This is a genomic window from Acetobacter sp. P5B1 (assembly GCF_018811985.1).
Taxonomy (GTDB): domain Bacteria; phylum Pseudomonadota; class Alphaproteobacteria; order Acetobacterales; family Acetobacteraceae; genus Acetobacter; species Acetobacter cerevisiae.
Genome location: NZ_JACRVS010000009.1, coordinates 1 through 15,904, shown reverse-complemented (window position 1 = coordinate 15,904; position 15,904 = coordinate 1). Strand labels below are relative to the sequence as shown.

At 52.0% G+C, this 15,904-nt stretch carries 12 protein-coding genes; 6 read left to right on the top strand and 6 right to left on the bottom strand.

The annotated features are described in order from the left end of the window. Positions 1-32 precede the first annotated feature (32 nt). Positions 33-2,276, bottom strand: a complete 2,244-nt coding sequence (locus KP703_RS07855; protein WP_252353923.1) for a TonB-dependent receptor — start codon at positions 2,274-2,276, stop codon at positions 33-35. 672 nt (positions 2,277-2,948) lie between these two features. Between KP703_RS07855 and KP703_RS07850 the strand changes: the two genes are divergently transcribed. Then, positions 2,949-3,491: a cupin domain-containing protein gene (locus tag KP703_RS07850; RefSeq protein WP_043551040.1), complete on the top strand. Its 543-nt coding sequence runs from the start codon at positions 2,949-2,951 to the stop codon at positions 3,489-3,491. Here KP703_RS07850 and KP703_RS07845 read toward each other — a convergent pair. From KP703_RS07845 to KP703_RS07825, 5 genes are all read right to left on the bottom strand, one after another. Beyond that, complete coding sequence (locus KP703_RS07845) at positions 3,481-4,731, bottom strand: cytochrome c (RefSeq protein ID WP_252353922.1); 1,251 nt, start codon at positions 4,729-4,731, stop codon at positions 3,481-3,483. The genes KP703_RS07850 and KP703_RS07845 overlap by 11 nt on opposite strands. Next, positions 4,728-6,905, bottom strand: a complete 2,178-nt coding sequence (locus KP703_RS07840; protein ID WP_215754409.1) for a molybdopterin cofactor-binding domain-containing protein — start codon at positions 6,903-6,905, stop codon at positions 4,728-4,730. Before KP703_RS07840 ends, KP703_RS07845 begins: the two co-directional genes overlap by 4 nt. Further along, a complete protein-coding gene (locus KP703_RS07835; protein WP_062248735.1) occupies positions 6,895-7,356 on the bottom strand; it encodes a (2Fe-2S)-binding protein in 462 nt (153 codons plus the stop codon). The genes KP703_RS07840 and KP703_RS07835 overlap by 11 nt, the downstream gene beginning before the upstream one ends. 271 nt (positions 7,357-7,627) lie before the next feature. Then, positions 7,628-8,020 carry a tautomerase family protein gene (locus KP703_RS07830; protein WP_062144536.1) on the bottom strand — a complete coding sequence of 131 codons (393 nt, stop codon included), beginning with the start codon at positions 8,018-8,020 and terminating at the stop codon, positions 7,628-7,630. A 43-nt stretch (positions 8,021-8,063) separates the two neighbouring features. After that, a complete protein-coding gene (locus KP703_RS07825) occupies positions 8,064-9,413 on the bottom strand; it encodes an aspartate aminotransferase family protein (protein ID WP_215754408.1) in 1,350 nt (449 codons plus the stop codon). Between the two features lie 128 nt (positions 9,414-9,541). Between KP703_RS07825 and KP703_RS07820 the strand changes: the two genes are divergently transcribed. The 5 genes from KP703_RS07820 to KP703_RS07800 form a co-directional block, all read left to right on the top strand. Then, a complete protein-coding gene (locus tag KP703_RS07820; protein ID WP_215754407.1) occupies positions 9,542-10,945 on the top strand; it encodes a PLP-dependent aminotransferase family protein in 1,404 nt (467 codons plus the stop codon). A 185-nt stretch (positions 10,946-11,130) separates the two neighbouring features. Further along, positions 11,131-11,694 (top strand): RNA polymerase sigma factor, encoded by a 564-nt coding sequence (locus tag KP703_RS07815; protein ID WP_062144703.1) that lies wholly within the window; start codon positions 11,131-11,133, stop codon positions 11,692-11,694. Then, entirely contained in the window at positions 11,672-12,571 is a 900-nt protein-coding gene (locus tag KP703_RS07810) for a DUF4880 domain-containing protein (protein ID WP_215754406.1), read from the top strand. The genes KP703_RS07815 and KP703_RS07810 overlap by 23 nt, the downstream gene beginning before the upstream one ends. Before the next feature lie 97 nt (positions 12,572-12,668). Beyond that, positions 12,669-15,545, top strand: a complete 2,877-nt coding sequence (locus tag KP703_RS07805; RefSeq protein ID WP_215754405.1) for a TonB-dependent receptor plug domain-containing protein — start codon at positions 12,669-12,671, stop codon at positions 15,543-15,545. Positions 15,546-15,695: 150 nt separating this feature from the next. Continuing rightward, positions 15,696-15,904: transposase (locus KP703_RS07800; protein ID WP_215754404.1), on the top strand; the 209-nt coding region annotated here is incomplete at its 3' end.

Genomic DNA, 15,904 nt, shown 5'->3' with positions numbered 1-15,904 from the left:
TACTACGTTGAGAAAAGGCTTTTACCACAGCGTCAGAATTCCGCGCTGACAGTGCCGAAAAATTCACGGACTGCCCCACGCTCCAGAGACTGATAATCTCCGGACATCGGGTTCCCGTTCTGCCCCATCATGGAGATATATTTGGAGTTAAACAGGTTATAGACGTTAAAATCCACCGACAGGTTTTTGGCAAAACCAAATTTCCCGAAATTATAGCGTGCCCCTGTGCTGGCCAGCCAGTAGCCAGGCACAGAGGTATCATTCACATAGCTATAGTAGCGCTTTGAATAATAGTGCACATCAAAATGCGTCTCGAGACCTTTCCAGCGGTACGACAGGTTGGCCTTATACATAAACTGCGGAAAGTTTACGATCTTCTTGCCTTTAGTGTAGTAAATACCATCTGATGTCGTGATATTTCCGCCATATGTGGAGTGATTGTAGCTGACGCTATTATAGATCGCCAATCCTTTGATGGGCGTCAGCGTGACAGCAGCATCTACACCATTTGTATGCACCGTCGTTGGCACAACGGTGGAAACCGGGGCCAGAATAGTGCCTTCCGTTGCAGCCTGAAGGCGGTTTCGGGCATCTGCATGATATCCTGCCAGACTGGCCTGGATCAGTTTATCGGTATAGCGATACCCAACCGCATAGACCCAGTCTTTTTCAGGCGAAACACCATGCTGGAGCTTCTTAAAGGCATCCTGATCCTGCACTGACCAGGGAGAATTCCCAACCCCGTTTGGCAGAACCTGATAAGTCCGCATGTTCTCCGCAAGATCAAAGTAGAATTCATGGTTCTTGAGAAAACGATAACTCGCGCCCACATGAGGCAGGAAAGCGCTGGATGCCGTCATGCTCCCGTTGGGAAGAGCATCCACGCCGGTATAATCTGAATTATTATAGGACGCCCCGCCCGTCGTGGTGGCCAGAACAGATTTAAAGCCTGCTGTCACACGCAGATTCTCAACAGGACGCCAGGTATCCTGCAGATGAAATGCAAAGTTATTGGTTCTCCAGTTAAACCCATATCCCTGCTGGAACGCTTTGCCATAGGTATTGTACGGGCCAACCGTTTTCAGGGGTGCACCCTCCCCTAACGTGGGTTCATTATACCAGAACAGACCGGCTTCCTGATTGTTGTTTTCATACCAGACGCCAGCATCAAGACTATGATTGGCAATTTTATAAAGGAAGCTGGTCGTAAAACCGTAGCGCTCCTGCCGGTTCTGCCAGACTTCTTGTGAAAATGGCGCTTCTGTATCAGCCGAAGGCGTGGAGGTGTCCGAATACGTATAATACCCGGTCTGACTGGTACCATAGAGATTGGTACGCCAGCGCAGCCGCTCCGTTAGCGCCAGATCAAAATTCAGGCCGCCCGTGTAGTTGGTCTCCTGCTGTCCGCCATCATACAGATAGGGCTCGTCCCCATTGGCCTCAATGGCATCTGTGGTGGGAAGAGAGATATTTCCCGCAACGTAATTATAGGCTTTGCCGTAGTTAGGATAAAGGTGGGGCGTGCGCCACCCAAGCCCTTTCAGCATTGCCAGAGACGTATCCCAGTAGTTCCACTCTGCCAGGTCACTCCAGTTGAAGAACGCCTTCATGACGCTTTCATGCCCGATAGGCTGCACCAGCTTGGCATCCACCTGCTGCTGGAACTGAGAACCACCCCCTGCCCACATCCCTTCATCCGAGCGGGAATAGGCTGTCATAAACTTGGTGCCTGTAATATTCAGCTTACCGCTGTCCAGCCGGGCGTAGGTCCGGAAAGAACTATAGCTGCCAAACCCCTGTGAAACCTTCCCCCCCAGCTTGTCCTTAGGGTCTGCAGTTTCAAACTGCATTGTCCCACCCAATGTGGAGGTGGAGGGCACATTCACCCCGCCCGGCCCTTCGGAGATGATGCTACGGTCAATATCATCAGAAATCGCCGCCTGAATGATGTTCAGACCATTATTGCTCTCATAGGTTTGATCATTCAGCGGGATCCCATCCAGCGTCACGCCAAGCTGGTCCATAAAAAACCCGCGCACGTAAATACTGGCACCCCACAGATCGATCCCAAGCGGATCAGTCGAACTGAAACTGACACCCGGCAGACGATCCGCTGCTTTCAGCACGGACGTGCCGGGCGTGAACTGCTCCATAACGGCTTTGGACACCACATTGTCTGCCCCGCGCGAAACACTGCGGTGCGAGCTGACCTCAAGCGCTTCACTACCCCCTTGCACAGGACCATGATCCCGGTGCCTAACCGCGGGCGTCGCCATTCTGGCAGAGCCACCTGCAGGTGTATGGGACGCACCAGACACGGTGCGGACCGGGCGCTTGCCGTGGGGCGCATGATGCACCTGCGTTGACACAGGCGCAGAGACCTCTCCCGAGGCCGCCTTTGCGGGATCTGACGCAAGAAGCGCAGGCATTGTTAAAGCCGAGAAGGACAATGCACATCGAAGAGGCAGTTTCCGGCGGGAAGTGACCATCTCTGCGAGTTTCGTTTTTCTGCTCACGTCTGTTTCTTCCACTTTGAAATGCCGAAAAAGGCAGGATTTAAAACGCTTTTCTGCGTTCAGATGAGCCTGAATTCTACGGAGACATAAGACTTAAAGCTGCCCGGAAAACCTCTGCGCGTTCGCCTCGTAATGTGAACTTTCTTGCACAGATACAAAACAGATTCGGTATCAGCAGTATCTTACGGACCTCACAAGAAACGTTTCTTTTGTGTTATGATATGGAGAACAATGCTTTATCGCAACAGTTTTGTAAGGTTTTTCAATCTCCGCGGCCTTCAACAGTTCGCCGAAGCATGTGTTCAGTATCAAAAACACTTCAAACACTAATAGGATGCAAAGGTATCGAACGCACCCTGCGTCTTCCCCTTGTCAGAACGCCTGTTTTTTCATTACGGTTAAAAATAGAGAGCAGCGAAAGAATCAGACGTTATGGATGTTGGCGGCACACTTTACGCTTTACGCACGCAACGCGGCCTGTCCCAGCGCGAACTGGCGAGACGATGCGGCGTTGCCAATGGCACAATCTCACTGATTGAATCCAACGCCATCAACCCTTCAGTCGGGCTGCTGCGTCAGATTGTCCATGCTCTGCCAATGAATTTATCGGAGTTTTTCGCCTTCGAGCATTTGGAAGAGCGTAAGCTTTTCTACCGTGCGTCTGAACTGCGTGAGATTGGCGGCAAAGGGATTTCTTACCGCCAGATTGGCACAAACCTGAATGGCCGCGCCCTGCAAATGCTGGATGAAGTCTACGCCCCCCGCACAGATACGGGCAAAACCATGCTGCATCACACGGGGGAAGAAGGGGGCGTGGTCATCAGTGGGGAAATAGAAGTTACTGTGGCCGACCAGCGCGCTATTCTCGGCCCCGGGGACGCCTATTATTTTGACAGCAATCTTCCCCACCGCTTTCGCAACATTGGCAAGGAACCCTGCCACATTGTGAGTGCTGCAACGCCCCCTAGTTTTTAAAAGCAGACGGTTTGATGTCCGTCTGTGTGTTGCCAAAATGGGCCAGAACGTAAGAGGCAATGGCTGCAAGCTCTTCCTCTGTATAGGCTTTTGAAAAACCGGGCATAAAAACGCGTCCTTGCCCCGTCTCTAGCGCTGTGCCGCTGCGCAAAACCTGCACCAGATTATCCGCCGCAGGATCTGACACACTATGTGCCCCAGCAAGCGCGGCCCACTCAGACTGTCGGCCGCGTCCATCCGGTAAATGGCACCCGGCACAAGCCTGTGCAAAAAGCCCCTGCCCTCTGCGTGCGACATCACTCAAGGCATGGTCTGCCTGAGGCGACATAACCTGCCCCACCGGCCCTTCTGCAATAGGCGGCAGACTGCGCAAATACGTTACCATGGCTGCAATATCAGCCTGCGTCATATAGCGCAGGCCATGTTCCACAGCTTCCGCCATCGGTCCCGACGCCGCCCCCTTGCCACTGGCTTTACCGGTTGAGAGGTAGGACGTCAGCTGTTCGTCTGTCCAGCCCCCCAAACCGTGCTGCTTGTCTGATGTCAGATTATAAGCACGCCAGCCAACCTGCACGGCCCCGGCGTAGGCTTTACTACTCAGGCCGTATGTTATGGTGCGGGGTGTGTGGCACTGGCTACAGTGCCCTAACGCTTCCGTCAGATAAGCCCCGCGGTTCCATTGTTCCGATTGAGCTGGATCAGCCTGGAAGCGTTTGTTCGGGTTATTCAGCCAGTTCCAGAATATCATGCTCCACCGCTGGTTGAACGGAAAATACAGCTTGTTCTGGGGAGCAGGCACATTCTCAGGCTTCACGCTAAACAGATAGGCCTTGATGGCCAGCGCATCTGCATCACTCAGCAGTGTATAAGCCGTATAAGGCATGACGGGATAAAGATACTTCCCTCCACGCCCCACACCGTCCCGCAACATTTTCAGCCACTCAGAATCCGTATAATTGCCAATCCCGGTTTGCTTGTCTGGCGTAATGTTAACAGCAAAAATTGTGCCAAAAGGCAGCACGAAAGGCCGCCCGCCTGTAAGACTTCCGCCTTTAGGTGCTACGTGACACGCCGCACAGTCCGCCGCCCGGAAAAGATACTCTCCTCGTTTGATGAGCTCGGGCCGCGTATCGGCCTCAGCTCCCGGAGCACTGCCAGCAAACGCCATGCCACTGTAGAAACTCAGCGCGACGGCTGTCGCCCCGCGCAAAACATGTTTCAAAGAGCGAAGCGACATCATGCCTTTTCTCCGCCAAGCTGTTTGGCAAATGGAATACGGCGCAGGCGTTTTCCGGTTGCAGCAAACAGAGCGTTTGCCAGCGCCGGGGCCGCTGCAACAGTGCCCACCTCCCCAATCCCGCCAATTTCTGCTTCAGGATCTGGCACCAGATGCACCTGGATATCCGGCGCCTCGTTCAGACGCATCATGCGGTAGTTGTGGAAGTTGGTTTGTTCAACCCGTCCGTCTTTCAACGTGATTTCATTATAAAGCGCCATCGTCAGCCCAAAAATGAGGCCACCCTGAATTTGCGCCACAATACCATCGGGAAAGACAATCGGCCCGCAATCCACGGCGCTATGCACCTGAACAAGACGGATCGACCCATTTTTCTCAACAGCAACTTCCAGCACGGTCGCCGCCCATGTCTGAAAAGAATAATGGAGCGCAATCCCCATCCCATGACCCGGCGGAAGCGCCTTCCCCCAGCCGGACTGCTTTTCCACTTCGTTCAACACTTTCAGCGCGCGGGGCTGCTGAGCGGCCAGCTTTTTACGAAGCGCCAGCGGGTCCTGTCCGGATTGATGTGCGAGTTCATCAATCATGCTCTCAACAACAAACACATTATGTGTTGGGCCCACCCCCCGCCACCAGAGGGTCGTCACCGCATCGGGTTCATCCCGGACAAATTCAACCAGTTGGTCCGGCATGGCATAAGGGGTTTGCGCAGCCCCTTCCACAGCATCCGGGTCCAGCCCTTTCTGCATCCCCTCCGGATACCAGCGCGCCGTGACGGATGAACCCGTCGTGCGATGATGCCATCCACTAATCGCACCATCCTTAGTCAGCCCCGCAGAAATCCGATCATAATAATACGGACGGAACTGATCCTGCGTCATATCCTCTTCCCGCGTCCAGATCAGCTTCACAGGGTAAGACACCTGTTTTGCAAAACGCGCTGCCTGACCGATAGAATTGGAATCCAGCCTGCGCCCAAAACCCCCGCCAATCAGGTGATTATGCACGGCAATACTTTCCGGACGTAAACCCGTTGCATCAGCCACTTCCTGCCGCGCTCGACCAGGCACCTGTGTGCCAACCCAGACATCCGCTCCATCCGGCCTGATATGCAGGGTTGTATTAATCGGCTCCAGCGGCGCATGCGCCAGAAAAGGAAGCTCATAAACAGCATCAATACGCGTGTGCGCCTGCTTCAAAGCCTCCTGCGCATTACCGTTTTTGACAGCCACTACACCAGACTGTTCTGATGTCTTTTTCATACGGGCAATAATATCATCGGTGGAGGTGGTTGCGTTTGGACCATACTCCCATTGCGGAAAAGCCGCTTCCATCCCTTTCATGGCTGCCCACATATGCTCGCCTATAACGGCAATCGCATCCGGCAACGTCACCACATCCACCACACCCGGAACAGCTAGTGCTGCCGCCCGATTATAGCCGGTCAAATGGCCACCTTTAACCGGGCACGCCATGATACGCCCGATTTTCATGCCCGGTATCTGCGCATCTATCCCGAACTGCGCGCTTCCGTTTGTTTTCGCTTTTGTATCCAGCCTGCGGGGGCTTGTGCCAATCAGGGTGAAATCAGAAGCGGGTTTAAGAGAAACTTTTGTCGGCACAGGCTGATGCGTCGCTGCCTCCGCAAGCTCTCCATAAGACAGGCTCCGCTCACTGCCCGGATGAAAAACGCGCCCATCCCGGGCCTGACAGGCACTTTCTGCCACACCCCAGATTTGTGCAGCAGCAGCAACCAGCATCATGCGGGCCGCAGCCCCGGCCTCCCGCAAGGGGACCCAGCTATCCCGCGTCGAGGATGATCCGCCCGTTTCTTCCTCGCCTGCCACACTATCAACATAGGCAGGATCAGCCGGGGCGGCCTCAACAGAAACCTGATCCAGTGTCACGCCCAGCTCTTCTGCCAGCAGCATGGAAATACCGGTGTAAATTCCCTGCCCCATTTCTGCATAACGCATGATCAGCGTCACAGCGCCCTGCGGCGTAATCCGAATGAACGCATTCGGCCTGAATACAACCCCCGTCGCTGTATCCTGCGCCTGAGAAGCCTTTAAAAGCGGCAACCCCGGCAGAAAAGCAGACAACAGAAAACCGCCGCCCCCGCTTAACGCAGCTCCCAGCAAAGCCCGGCGGGATGTGGGCAAATTTTTACGCTTCATGGCTGGCGGCTTTATGAATGGCTTTGCGAATACGTACATAGGTCCCGCAGCGGCAGATATTGCCAGCCATAGCCTCATCAATATCTGCATCCGTTGGCTGCGGGATCTGCTGTAACAGGGCCGTTGCAGCCATAATCTGCCCGGACTGGCAATAACCACACTGAATGACTTCCTCATCCAGCCAGGCCTGCTGCACCTTCGCCCCGGTTTCTGTATGTTCAATTGCCTCAATGGTCAGAATATCATGCCCGGCAGCAGCGGCGACCGTGAGCAGGCAGGCTCTGACAGGCTGCCCATCCAGATGCACCGTGCATGCCCCACACTGTGCAACTCCGCACCCGTATTTTGTGCCCGTCAGACCAAGAATATCGCGCAACACCCAAAGCACCGGCATATCCGGCGGCACATCGACCTCGCGTAATACATTATTGACTTTGAGATCAAACCTCATGCGAGCCCAGCCTTACTGCGATTATTTTGGATATCTGCCAGACAGGATACCTCATTCTCGGCCAGAGAGCGCACTAAAAATGCACATGCCCGTCTTTTTAGAAGATATTTCCGTTATAGAGACCCAATACACACATAAGGCAGCTGCCTTATTGTGCATTTCTCTCCTTACCTCCCGTCGAAAATCCTATTTGATTTCTTAAAAATCAGGGCAAGAATGCATCAGCCATCACGAACTATATTTATAGAAACATAATGGCTGATATTTGATGTCAGAGATCGCCAGTCAGAAACTGAGCACGCCCCAGACCAAAGCTCCAGTGTTCGTCAGAATTCTGCACAATGGACACCATGAGGTCAGCCGGCTTCAGCCCACAGTCTTTCTCCAGCTTTTCCGCCAGAAGGCGGTAAAACTCGGTAATCTGTTCTTTTGAGCGGGGGCGAGACACAACCTGAAGCAGCACCACCTTATCGGTACGGGGAATATCCAGCCCGGTATCTTCAATGATCATGTGGGTTTTATCGTGCTCAGAAACGAGCTGATACCGGTCACGCTCCGGCACTTTGAAAGATTCCAGCATAGCAGCATGCGCGGAATCCAACAGTTCGCGAATTTCCGTCGCGTTACGGCTACCTTTGACAATATGAAAATGCAGAAGGGGCATAAAGAACAATCCTTTTCAGAATGAATGAGTAAAAACTCGCAACTCAGCCGACGGTTTCAATCACATTTCGGAGTGTGAGCATCATGTCTTTCAATTCCTGCTCAGTGGAAATGAAGGGAGGCCCAAAGGAAATGATATCTCCCGTCACCCGCAACAGAAGCCCCTGACGGAGCCCTTCTTCAAACACGGCTGTGCCACGCACCCCGGCTCCGGCTTCCGCAGGTTTCAGTTCAACCGCAGCGGTCAGGCCGATATTACGAATATCTGCAATATTTTTCAGGCCTTTCAGACTATGGGCAGCATCTTCCAGCACGGGTTCCAGCGCACGCACACGCTCATACAACCCTTCACCCTCCATTACATCCAGCACGACATGCCCCACGGCAGCGGCAAGCGGATGGCCGGAATAGGTATAGCCATGACAGAATTCGATGGCGCTCTTCGGACCCGTCATGAAGGTCTTGTAAATTTCATCCGTCACAATCACGCCGCCCATCGGTACAACACCGTTGGTGACCGCCTTGGCAAATGTGATGATATCCGGCGTCACCCCAAAACGCTGCGCTGCAAACGGCGCGCCCATGCGCCCAAAGCCAGTAATCACTTCATCAAAAATCAGCAAAATACCGTATTTGGTGCAGATTTCGCGCAACCGCTGCAGATAGCCAAGTGGCGGCACAATCACGCCTGTTGAACCCTGCACAGGCTCCACAATGACCGCAGCAATGGTTGAGGCATCATGCAACGCCACCAACCTCTCCAGATCCTCCACCCGATGCGCGCCCCATGTTGGCTGCCCACGGGTAAACGCCATATGCTGAGGCTCATAAGTATGCCGAAGATGATCAACTCCCGGCATCATACCTGCAGCAAACATCTTGCGGTTAGAGAGAATTCCCCCCACCGCCATGCCGCCAAACCCGACGCCGTGATACCCCCGCTCCCGCCCGATCATACGGAAGCGATTGCCCGCACCTTTAAGCCGATGATAGCCCAGAGCCACCTTCAGGGCTGTATCGACGGCTTCAGACCCGGAATTGGCAAAAAACACATGGTTCATGCCTTCCGGTGCCATGTCAGCAATACGCTGAGCCAGAGACAGCGCGCCTTCATGCGTCACCTGGAAACAGGGCGCAAAATCAAGCGTCTCCACCTGCGCTTTGACAGCCTCTGCAATCAGCGGGTGCCCATGCCCCAAAGGGGTGCACCACAATCCAGACAGCGTATCAAACACCTTCTTGCCATCAAGTGTCTGATAATAAGCTCCCTTAGCAGACACCAGCGTGCGCGGTGCCGGGTTAGCCTGCAACACCCGGGTCGCCGTAAAGGGTTGCCAATATGCCCCCTTTTCCACAGCGGCAACTGGATCAAAGTTTCCCGTCCCATTCGGCATTGACTGCTGTTCCTCTTATTTCCGCCAGCGCAGTGCATCAGGCGTATTCGATAACAAACAGTAACGGACTCCCTCTTTCAGGCCTATGTACAGTTGCGCATATTTTCCACAAACTGTACTGCATTCTTATGGTTAAGATAGCATCCCCATCCATTGCGCTTGATCCAGGGCTGCCTGCCTCCCTCATTTCCCAACTTGTTGCGGCTATTAGCGAGCAGATCCACACAGGTAATCTCCTGACGCAGGAACGGCTTCCGTCCATTCGTCGCATGGCAACGCTCTGCAATGTTAGCCCTATTACTGTCGCCAACGCTTATACGCGGCTTGTGTCCGTAGGCCTGCTCGGTGTGCGTGATCGGGGTGGCTATTACGTCAAAACCTCACCGCTTCTGCCGACACCACGGCCGCCCATCGACTCACTCTGGCTTTTGCAACATGCGTATGAAGACAACGCCCCCATCATCAAAGCCGGATGCGGCTGGCTGGCCCAGCCTTACATTTTTGCAAATGCTGTAAAGCAGGGCCTGAAAGCCCTTGAGCAATCACCCGATCTTGCCTCCATGCTGGATTATGGAAGCCCTTATGGCCTGACGGAACTCCGCCGGGCCATTCGTCGGCTTCTGGCAAAACGTGACATTCCCTGTGCTGAAGACGGCATCATCCTGACACATGGTGCCAGTCAGGCACTGGAACTGGTGTTGCGGACCTTAACCCAACCAGATGATGCCGTGCTGGTGGATGATCCCGGCTACTGCAACCTCTATCCGCTTCTGCAAAGTCTGGGTCTCAACGCAGTCGGCATAGCCCGTACACATGCCGGCCCCTCCCCCGAATTATTTGAACGCGCCCTCAAGGCACATCAGCCTAAACTGTTCATAACAACCTCAATCCTCCACAACCCGACAGGCAGTTGTGTGACGACTGACAATGTGGCGGCGATCCATGCCCTCGCCATCAAACACGGCGTTGCTATTATTGAGGACAATATCTTTCTGGATTTAGCGCCGGAAAGCCAGCCCTGTCATGCGCGGCATGATAAACTCCAGAATGTCATTCATATTGGTAGTTTTTCTAAAACCATTGCGCCCGGCCTGCGCGTTGGCTATCTGGCCTGCGCGCCTGATGTTGGTAAACGCATCCTGCGCTACAAAATGGCCGCCAGCCTGACCAGCGCGGGATTAAACGAAGCAACAGTCTTACATATTATAAAAACTGGCCAATACGGCCCTCACTTGACCGACCTGAGAGAACGCTTGTTTCAGGCCCAGAAAACTGTCTGCCAGTCTTTAGTCACCGTTGGCATGACGCTGTCTCTACGCCCGATGGGCGGCCTGTTTGTGTGGGCACGCTTCAGGAAAGACGTCACCACACACGCCATTGCAGAACGTGCAGCTGCGGAAGACATCCTGCTTGCCCCCGGCTCTCTCTTTCGTCCGGAACGCTCGGAGTCACAGTGGTTCCGCTTTAACGTCACCCACTCCAACCACGATCGTCTCTACGCTTTTTTAGAGAAAGAAAATAAAGGTCGGTAAAGAGACGCAGACTTTGCTCTGATACCTTACCTGAGAAGCATAATCGCGGCATTCCTCTCGGACATACATCCAGCTCAAGCAGAGAATGACGAAAATGTCATAATGCGCAGAGTGTCATAATAGTTTCACAAACAAACAATGGCAAACTGCTAAATAGCCTCTGCATTAAGAGGTGACATAAGGTTATGCTAGAGAACACAGAGCGTAGCCATTGGCTGGCGAGTTATATTTTACCAAATGAGCATATAGTCCGCTCATGGCTTGCACGTTTCCCGGACTTTGAGGCTGATGACATTATTCAGGAAGCCTATGTTATCCTCTCCGAAGCAGACGTTAGCAATGTTACAAATCCCGTCGGCTATTTTCATACCATTTGCCGCAATCTGGTTATACGCCACTATAAAAAAGCGCAGGTCGTTAGTGTTACGGCTATTGCTGATTTGCAACATGACATTCTGATAGACCAGACACCTTCTGCGGAGGACATTACCACGGCCCGCGCAGAACTCCGGTTTCTGGAAGACATCATAAAACAACTCCCCGAAAATTGCCGATATGTCTTTATTGACAGAAAAATAAATGGCCACACACAAAAAGATTGCGCAAAGAAACTGGGCATATCAGAAAGAAGTGTCGAAAAGCGGCTTGCCAGAGCGCTTGTCCTGATCTCCAAATTTTATGGACAGCGTGAAAAAGCCCCACAGAACACACAAACAGGACTGACCCGTGGCAACAAAAGACTCTCTTGATGACGTTGCCGCACGCTGGGTTGCCCGCATAGACCGGGGTAGCCTTACAGAGCAAGAAAAAGATGATCTGGAAACCTGGCTACAGACCGATATCCGGCACAAAGGCGCTTTTTTACGCAGCCAGGCCGTATGGCACGCCACAGACAGAGCCAAAGCCCTTTACAGCCCAACGCTTAACCAGCCTCAACACAAACAAAGACCATCCCGACGTGCATTTATGTCTGCTGCTGTGGCTGCCTCTGTAGCGGCATTTTTCATCCCTGCAGAAAGCGGGGAAGCCAGCACACGCTATAGTACGCAAAAAAATATCCTGCATTGCGAGAATGGCAAACAACGCAGAATAGTGCTGGATTGCTATACTCAGCTTGAAGACAAATCTGAACAGACCTCTTTGCTCATGGGGCAATGCTTCATTACCGACAGGCACCGTTACGTCAAAACGCAAAATTTGCGGTTTGTGCTTGATGGCAGTCTTTTGCTCACAAAAAGCTCTTCTTACGAGAATGCCGTTGTAGTTGATGGCGCAGCGATCATGCATGGCCACAGGCTGAATGAGCACAAACACTTCTCTGTGGGAGCGCAGGTGACTGTAACACCACAAGGCAGGTTGCACTTCAGCACTGTTGATCAGGATACCCTTGCACGTCTGACGGCATGGACCCAGGGCCAGGTCTCTCTGGCGACAGAAACACTCTCTGAAGCCGCAGATATTTTTAACAGATACAACCAAAAACAGCTTGTTCCTTCCTTCAGGCTGGCAGACATGCGCCTTTCAGGCCTGTTTGACCTTAACCGCCCAGATGTGTTTGCCCAGGCCGTCAAAGCCATTCTTGGCGCCCATATCAAGGAAGATGCTGGCCATATTTTTCTTGAATAAGAGCCGTCTCGAAACTGTCACAAAAAAAGACGGAGGGAATGAGCGGGGGAAAGACTCATTGAAAGTATGATGTGTCTATCTCACTAAGGTTCCAAGAATGTCTTTTTCAGGTCGGTCTCGCCTACTCGCTCTTTCTACTTCTGTAGTGTGCCTTATCCCAACCCTTTCCATTGCACAGGACAAACAAAGCACCTTTGCTATTCCCGCACAAAAACTTACGGCTGCCCTCATGGCTTTCAGCCGGCAGACAGGGCTTCATATTGCGTTTGACGGCAAGGTAGCAGATATCCTGCGCTCTGCCCCCCTTTACGGAAAGATGGATAACTTCTCAGCACTGCATAAGCTTCTCGGAACAAACATCTTCAAAATTGATGCTTCTAACCAAAATTTCATAACACTCCGAGCAAAAACAGCCCAAAAAACTAAAACATCGGAACAGGCCAGAGAAGATAACCTGACCGTACAAGGGCATAGAAGAGAACTTCGTACTAAACGCAATTTTGCCGGTGTGGTAGACACCGCCACCTATGACGATCTCTCCAACCTTGGGGGGGCCACCTCTATTGCCCAGATGCTCACGCAGCTACCGGGTGTTACTGGCATTCGTAATGGGGATGAACCCCGCTACATCAGTGTGCGTGGCGTTTCTTCTGACCTGAACCAGACAATGTTAGATGGCATAACACTTGCCAGCATTAGTGATGGTGGCAGCATCAGGCGCCGCGTAAATTTACAGAACATACCAGCAGAAATGACGGGTGAAGACAGTATTTATAAAACTTTTACCGCCGAGCAGGATGGCGGGGCTATTGGTGCGGTTATTGATATGAATCCCCGGAGCGCTTTTGACCACAAAGGCCTCTACAAATACATTAACGCTTATGGCATCTACTCGACCGAAAAAGGGTCCGCTGGCGCCAACAGGATCCCCGGTATGTCCCCCCACCTGGGGCAAGGCGCTAAAGCCGTTTTTTCCGATAGATTTGGGAAAAACAATGAATTTGGGATTATGACCTCATTCCGGTACCAAAAACGGACGCGCAATACGAGCAAAACATGGCAGGAAGATAGCTACAACTATTACGACACCAAAGGTAAAATCCTTAAACCCAACGCCTCCACCACACCCGGCTGGAACGGCATGACGGCCCCCCGCTACGTTGATGGTGGCAGCTATTCCAATGACCTCAATACTTTAGGGGGAGCAGCCCGTTTGGAATGGCGTCCGAAAAATACCGGATTAAGCGCCTCAGTCATGGGCTATGCCTACCAGCGGTGGGAAGACTCCTTTATGGAGCATAACGAATATCTGCTTGACGATACGGGGATATGGAACCAAACGCCCACGAGTGGGCGAGAATATATTTACAGAGCTCGCACTATTGGTCGTAAAGATAACTGGAAAATGAATACCAATGGTGTTTTGGGCAATTTGAACTGGCACGACAATATTTCAACTCTTAAATTACGCGCTGGTTACACTTGGGAAGATTACTTCAATCATGAGCCCTATGTCACCGCCAGAGTTTACCCCAGTGAAAAAGGGAATAAGGCCGTTTTTGCCGACTACACCATCGACAAAGAAAGAGTAGCAACCCTTACAGATATTAGCGATATGAATAAACTGCTTAATAGCGGTTATACATTTCAGACAGTACAACAAGAGTACGACCGCGACCATGAAGGCGTGGCAAACGTGCGTCTGGATTACACACGCAACCTTAATCCTGACTCTCACGGATTTGGGTTTGCAAGTGGGTTTGAATGGCGCAGCCTGGATGCGACCAATTCCTCTAACCAGCTTTGGTATACCCCTGGAGGAGATGCGACTTCCAGTATGTTTATTCCAGACATGAAAAACCCTAATGGACCTTTTTTTGATCTGACCCATTTTGCGTGGGATAAGCAAACGCTTGATGCAGACAAGTCACGCAGTTACACACAACTGGCTTATTTCCGCTATAAAGAACAGCTTTTTGACGGCTACGTCTCCCTTCACTACAAATGGCGGCATTCGCAACTCATTGCGGGTGTTCGGGCAGACGCTGTAAATTTTAATGCGTTTATTCCTGAAACAGACGGGGCAAATGCAACTGGAAAAATCAATAAGAAGAACGGTGGTTACATCAACCCCTTGCCTTCTTTAACCTTTGTGCATGAATTTCCTCGTGATTTAATACTTCATGCAGTTTACAGCCAATCTGTTGGGCGCCCACAACCAACAGACCTTGCTCAGGCCGAACAATATAGCTGTGGTAACAGTGACGATACGCAGGCTGGGAGTGTGAATTGCTCACTGACGCGAGGCAATCCCAATCTGCGCCCACGTCAGGCACAAAACTTTGATGTCTCAATAGATAAATTCTTTAACCATGGTCGTGGTGTTTTTAGCGTCGCTTATTTTAACAAAATAATAAAACACGACATTTACACAACGAGATCTACAGAGCTTATTAATGATGAACTCACATACGTTAAACAACCGCGCAATGCCAACACCTCAACACTTATGGGTGTTGAAGTTTCTGTTGTGAACCGCAGCATTAAAGGCCCATGGAATCAGTCTTTTGACGTCAATGCCAGCGGCACATGGATGCGTGGCCGGATGACTTATGAAGGTGCAAATGTTTCCTACAAACTCAATCAACTCCCTGAGCAGCCAAAGTATATTTTTAACGGAAGCGTAACCTGGCACATTCCGCAAATACGCGGCGCACTGAAAGCATCCTTTTCTTACTCAGCAAAATACCTCGAAGGACTGAATGATGATCCGACGCAAATTTATGGTTATGGCTCGCAGCCAAGTTTAGACATCGGCGCATGGCACGACATTACGGACAGTCTTCGCTTTAAATATGAGGTTTATAATCTGGCTGGGTCACATACACGGATGTATTACGGCAAAAACCTCAATCGCCTTGAAGCAAAAGAAAACTACGGTCGCAGCATCTATTTTGAGGTCGTTTACAACTAACGAACTCTCCACGCCAACAACAGATCACTCCCTTAAAACCACTTTCCCTCCTTTTACTCCGTGGCCCTTTACGGGGTCACGGTATTTCAGCCTATAAGGGTGACCTGCCTAGGGCCTGTTAGATCTTGAATTTCTTCCCATATTGTAGGGATGGAAGAAGGAGACAGAACAGGCACCTTTACGGACGAGACATGGGCGATCTGGGAACCTCTGATTGAGGCGGTTCGCCCAAGGGGCAAGACGCCGCCCCATGATCTGCGGCGTACGATAGCAGCAATTTTCTGGCGCCATGAGAATGGCGCGAAATGGCGGAGCATCCCCGCTGAACTGGGGCCGTGGTGGCGAGCGGCCCAGCTTTT

What these genes read in the sequence shown, in the direction of transcription:
- KP703_RS07855 (WP_252353923.1), bottom strand. Translation starts at nt 2,276, where the DNA reads ATGGCGACGCCCGCGGTTAGGCACCGGGATCATGGTCCTGTGCAAGGG.
- KP703_RS07850 (WP_043551040.1), top strand. Translation starts at nt 2,949, where the DNA reads ATGGATGTTGGCGGCACACTTTACGCTTTACGCACGCAACGCGGCCTG.
- KP703_RS07845 (WP_252353922.1), bottom strand. Translation starts at nt 4,731, where the DNA reads ATGATGTCGCTTCGCTCTTTGAAACATGTTTTGCGCGGGGCGACAGCC.
- KP703_RS07840 (WP_215754409.1), bottom strand. Translation starts at nt 6,905, where the DNA reads ATGAAGCGTAAAAATTTGCCCACATCCCGCCGGGCTTTGCTGGGAGCT.
- KP703_RS07835 (WP_062248735.1), bottom strand. Translation starts at nt 7,356, where the DNA reads ATGAGGTTTGATCTCAAAGTCAATAATGTATTACGCGAGGTCGATGTG.
- KP703_RS07830 (WP_062144536.1), bottom strand. Translation starts at nt 8,020, where the DNA reads ATGCCCCTTCTGCATTTTCATATTGTCAAAGGTAGCCGTAACGCGACG.
- KP703_RS07825 (WP_215754408.1), bottom strand. Translation starts at nt 9,413, where the DNA reads ATGCCGAATGGGACGGGAAACTTTGATCCAGTTGCCGCTGTGGAAAAG.
- KP703_RS07820 (WP_215754407.1), top strand. Translation starts at nt 9,542, where the DNA reads ATGGTTAAGATAGCATCCCCATCCATTGCGCTTGATCCAGGGCTGCCT.
- KP703_RS07815 (WP_062144703.1), top strand. Translation starts at nt 11,131, where the DNA reads ATGCTAGAGAACACAGAGCGTAGCCATTGGCTGGCGAGTTATATTTTA.
- KP703_RS07805 (WP_215754405.1), top strand. Translation starts at nt 12,669, where the DNA reads ATGTCTTTTTCAGGTCGGTCTCGCCTACTCGCTCTTTCTACTTCTGTA.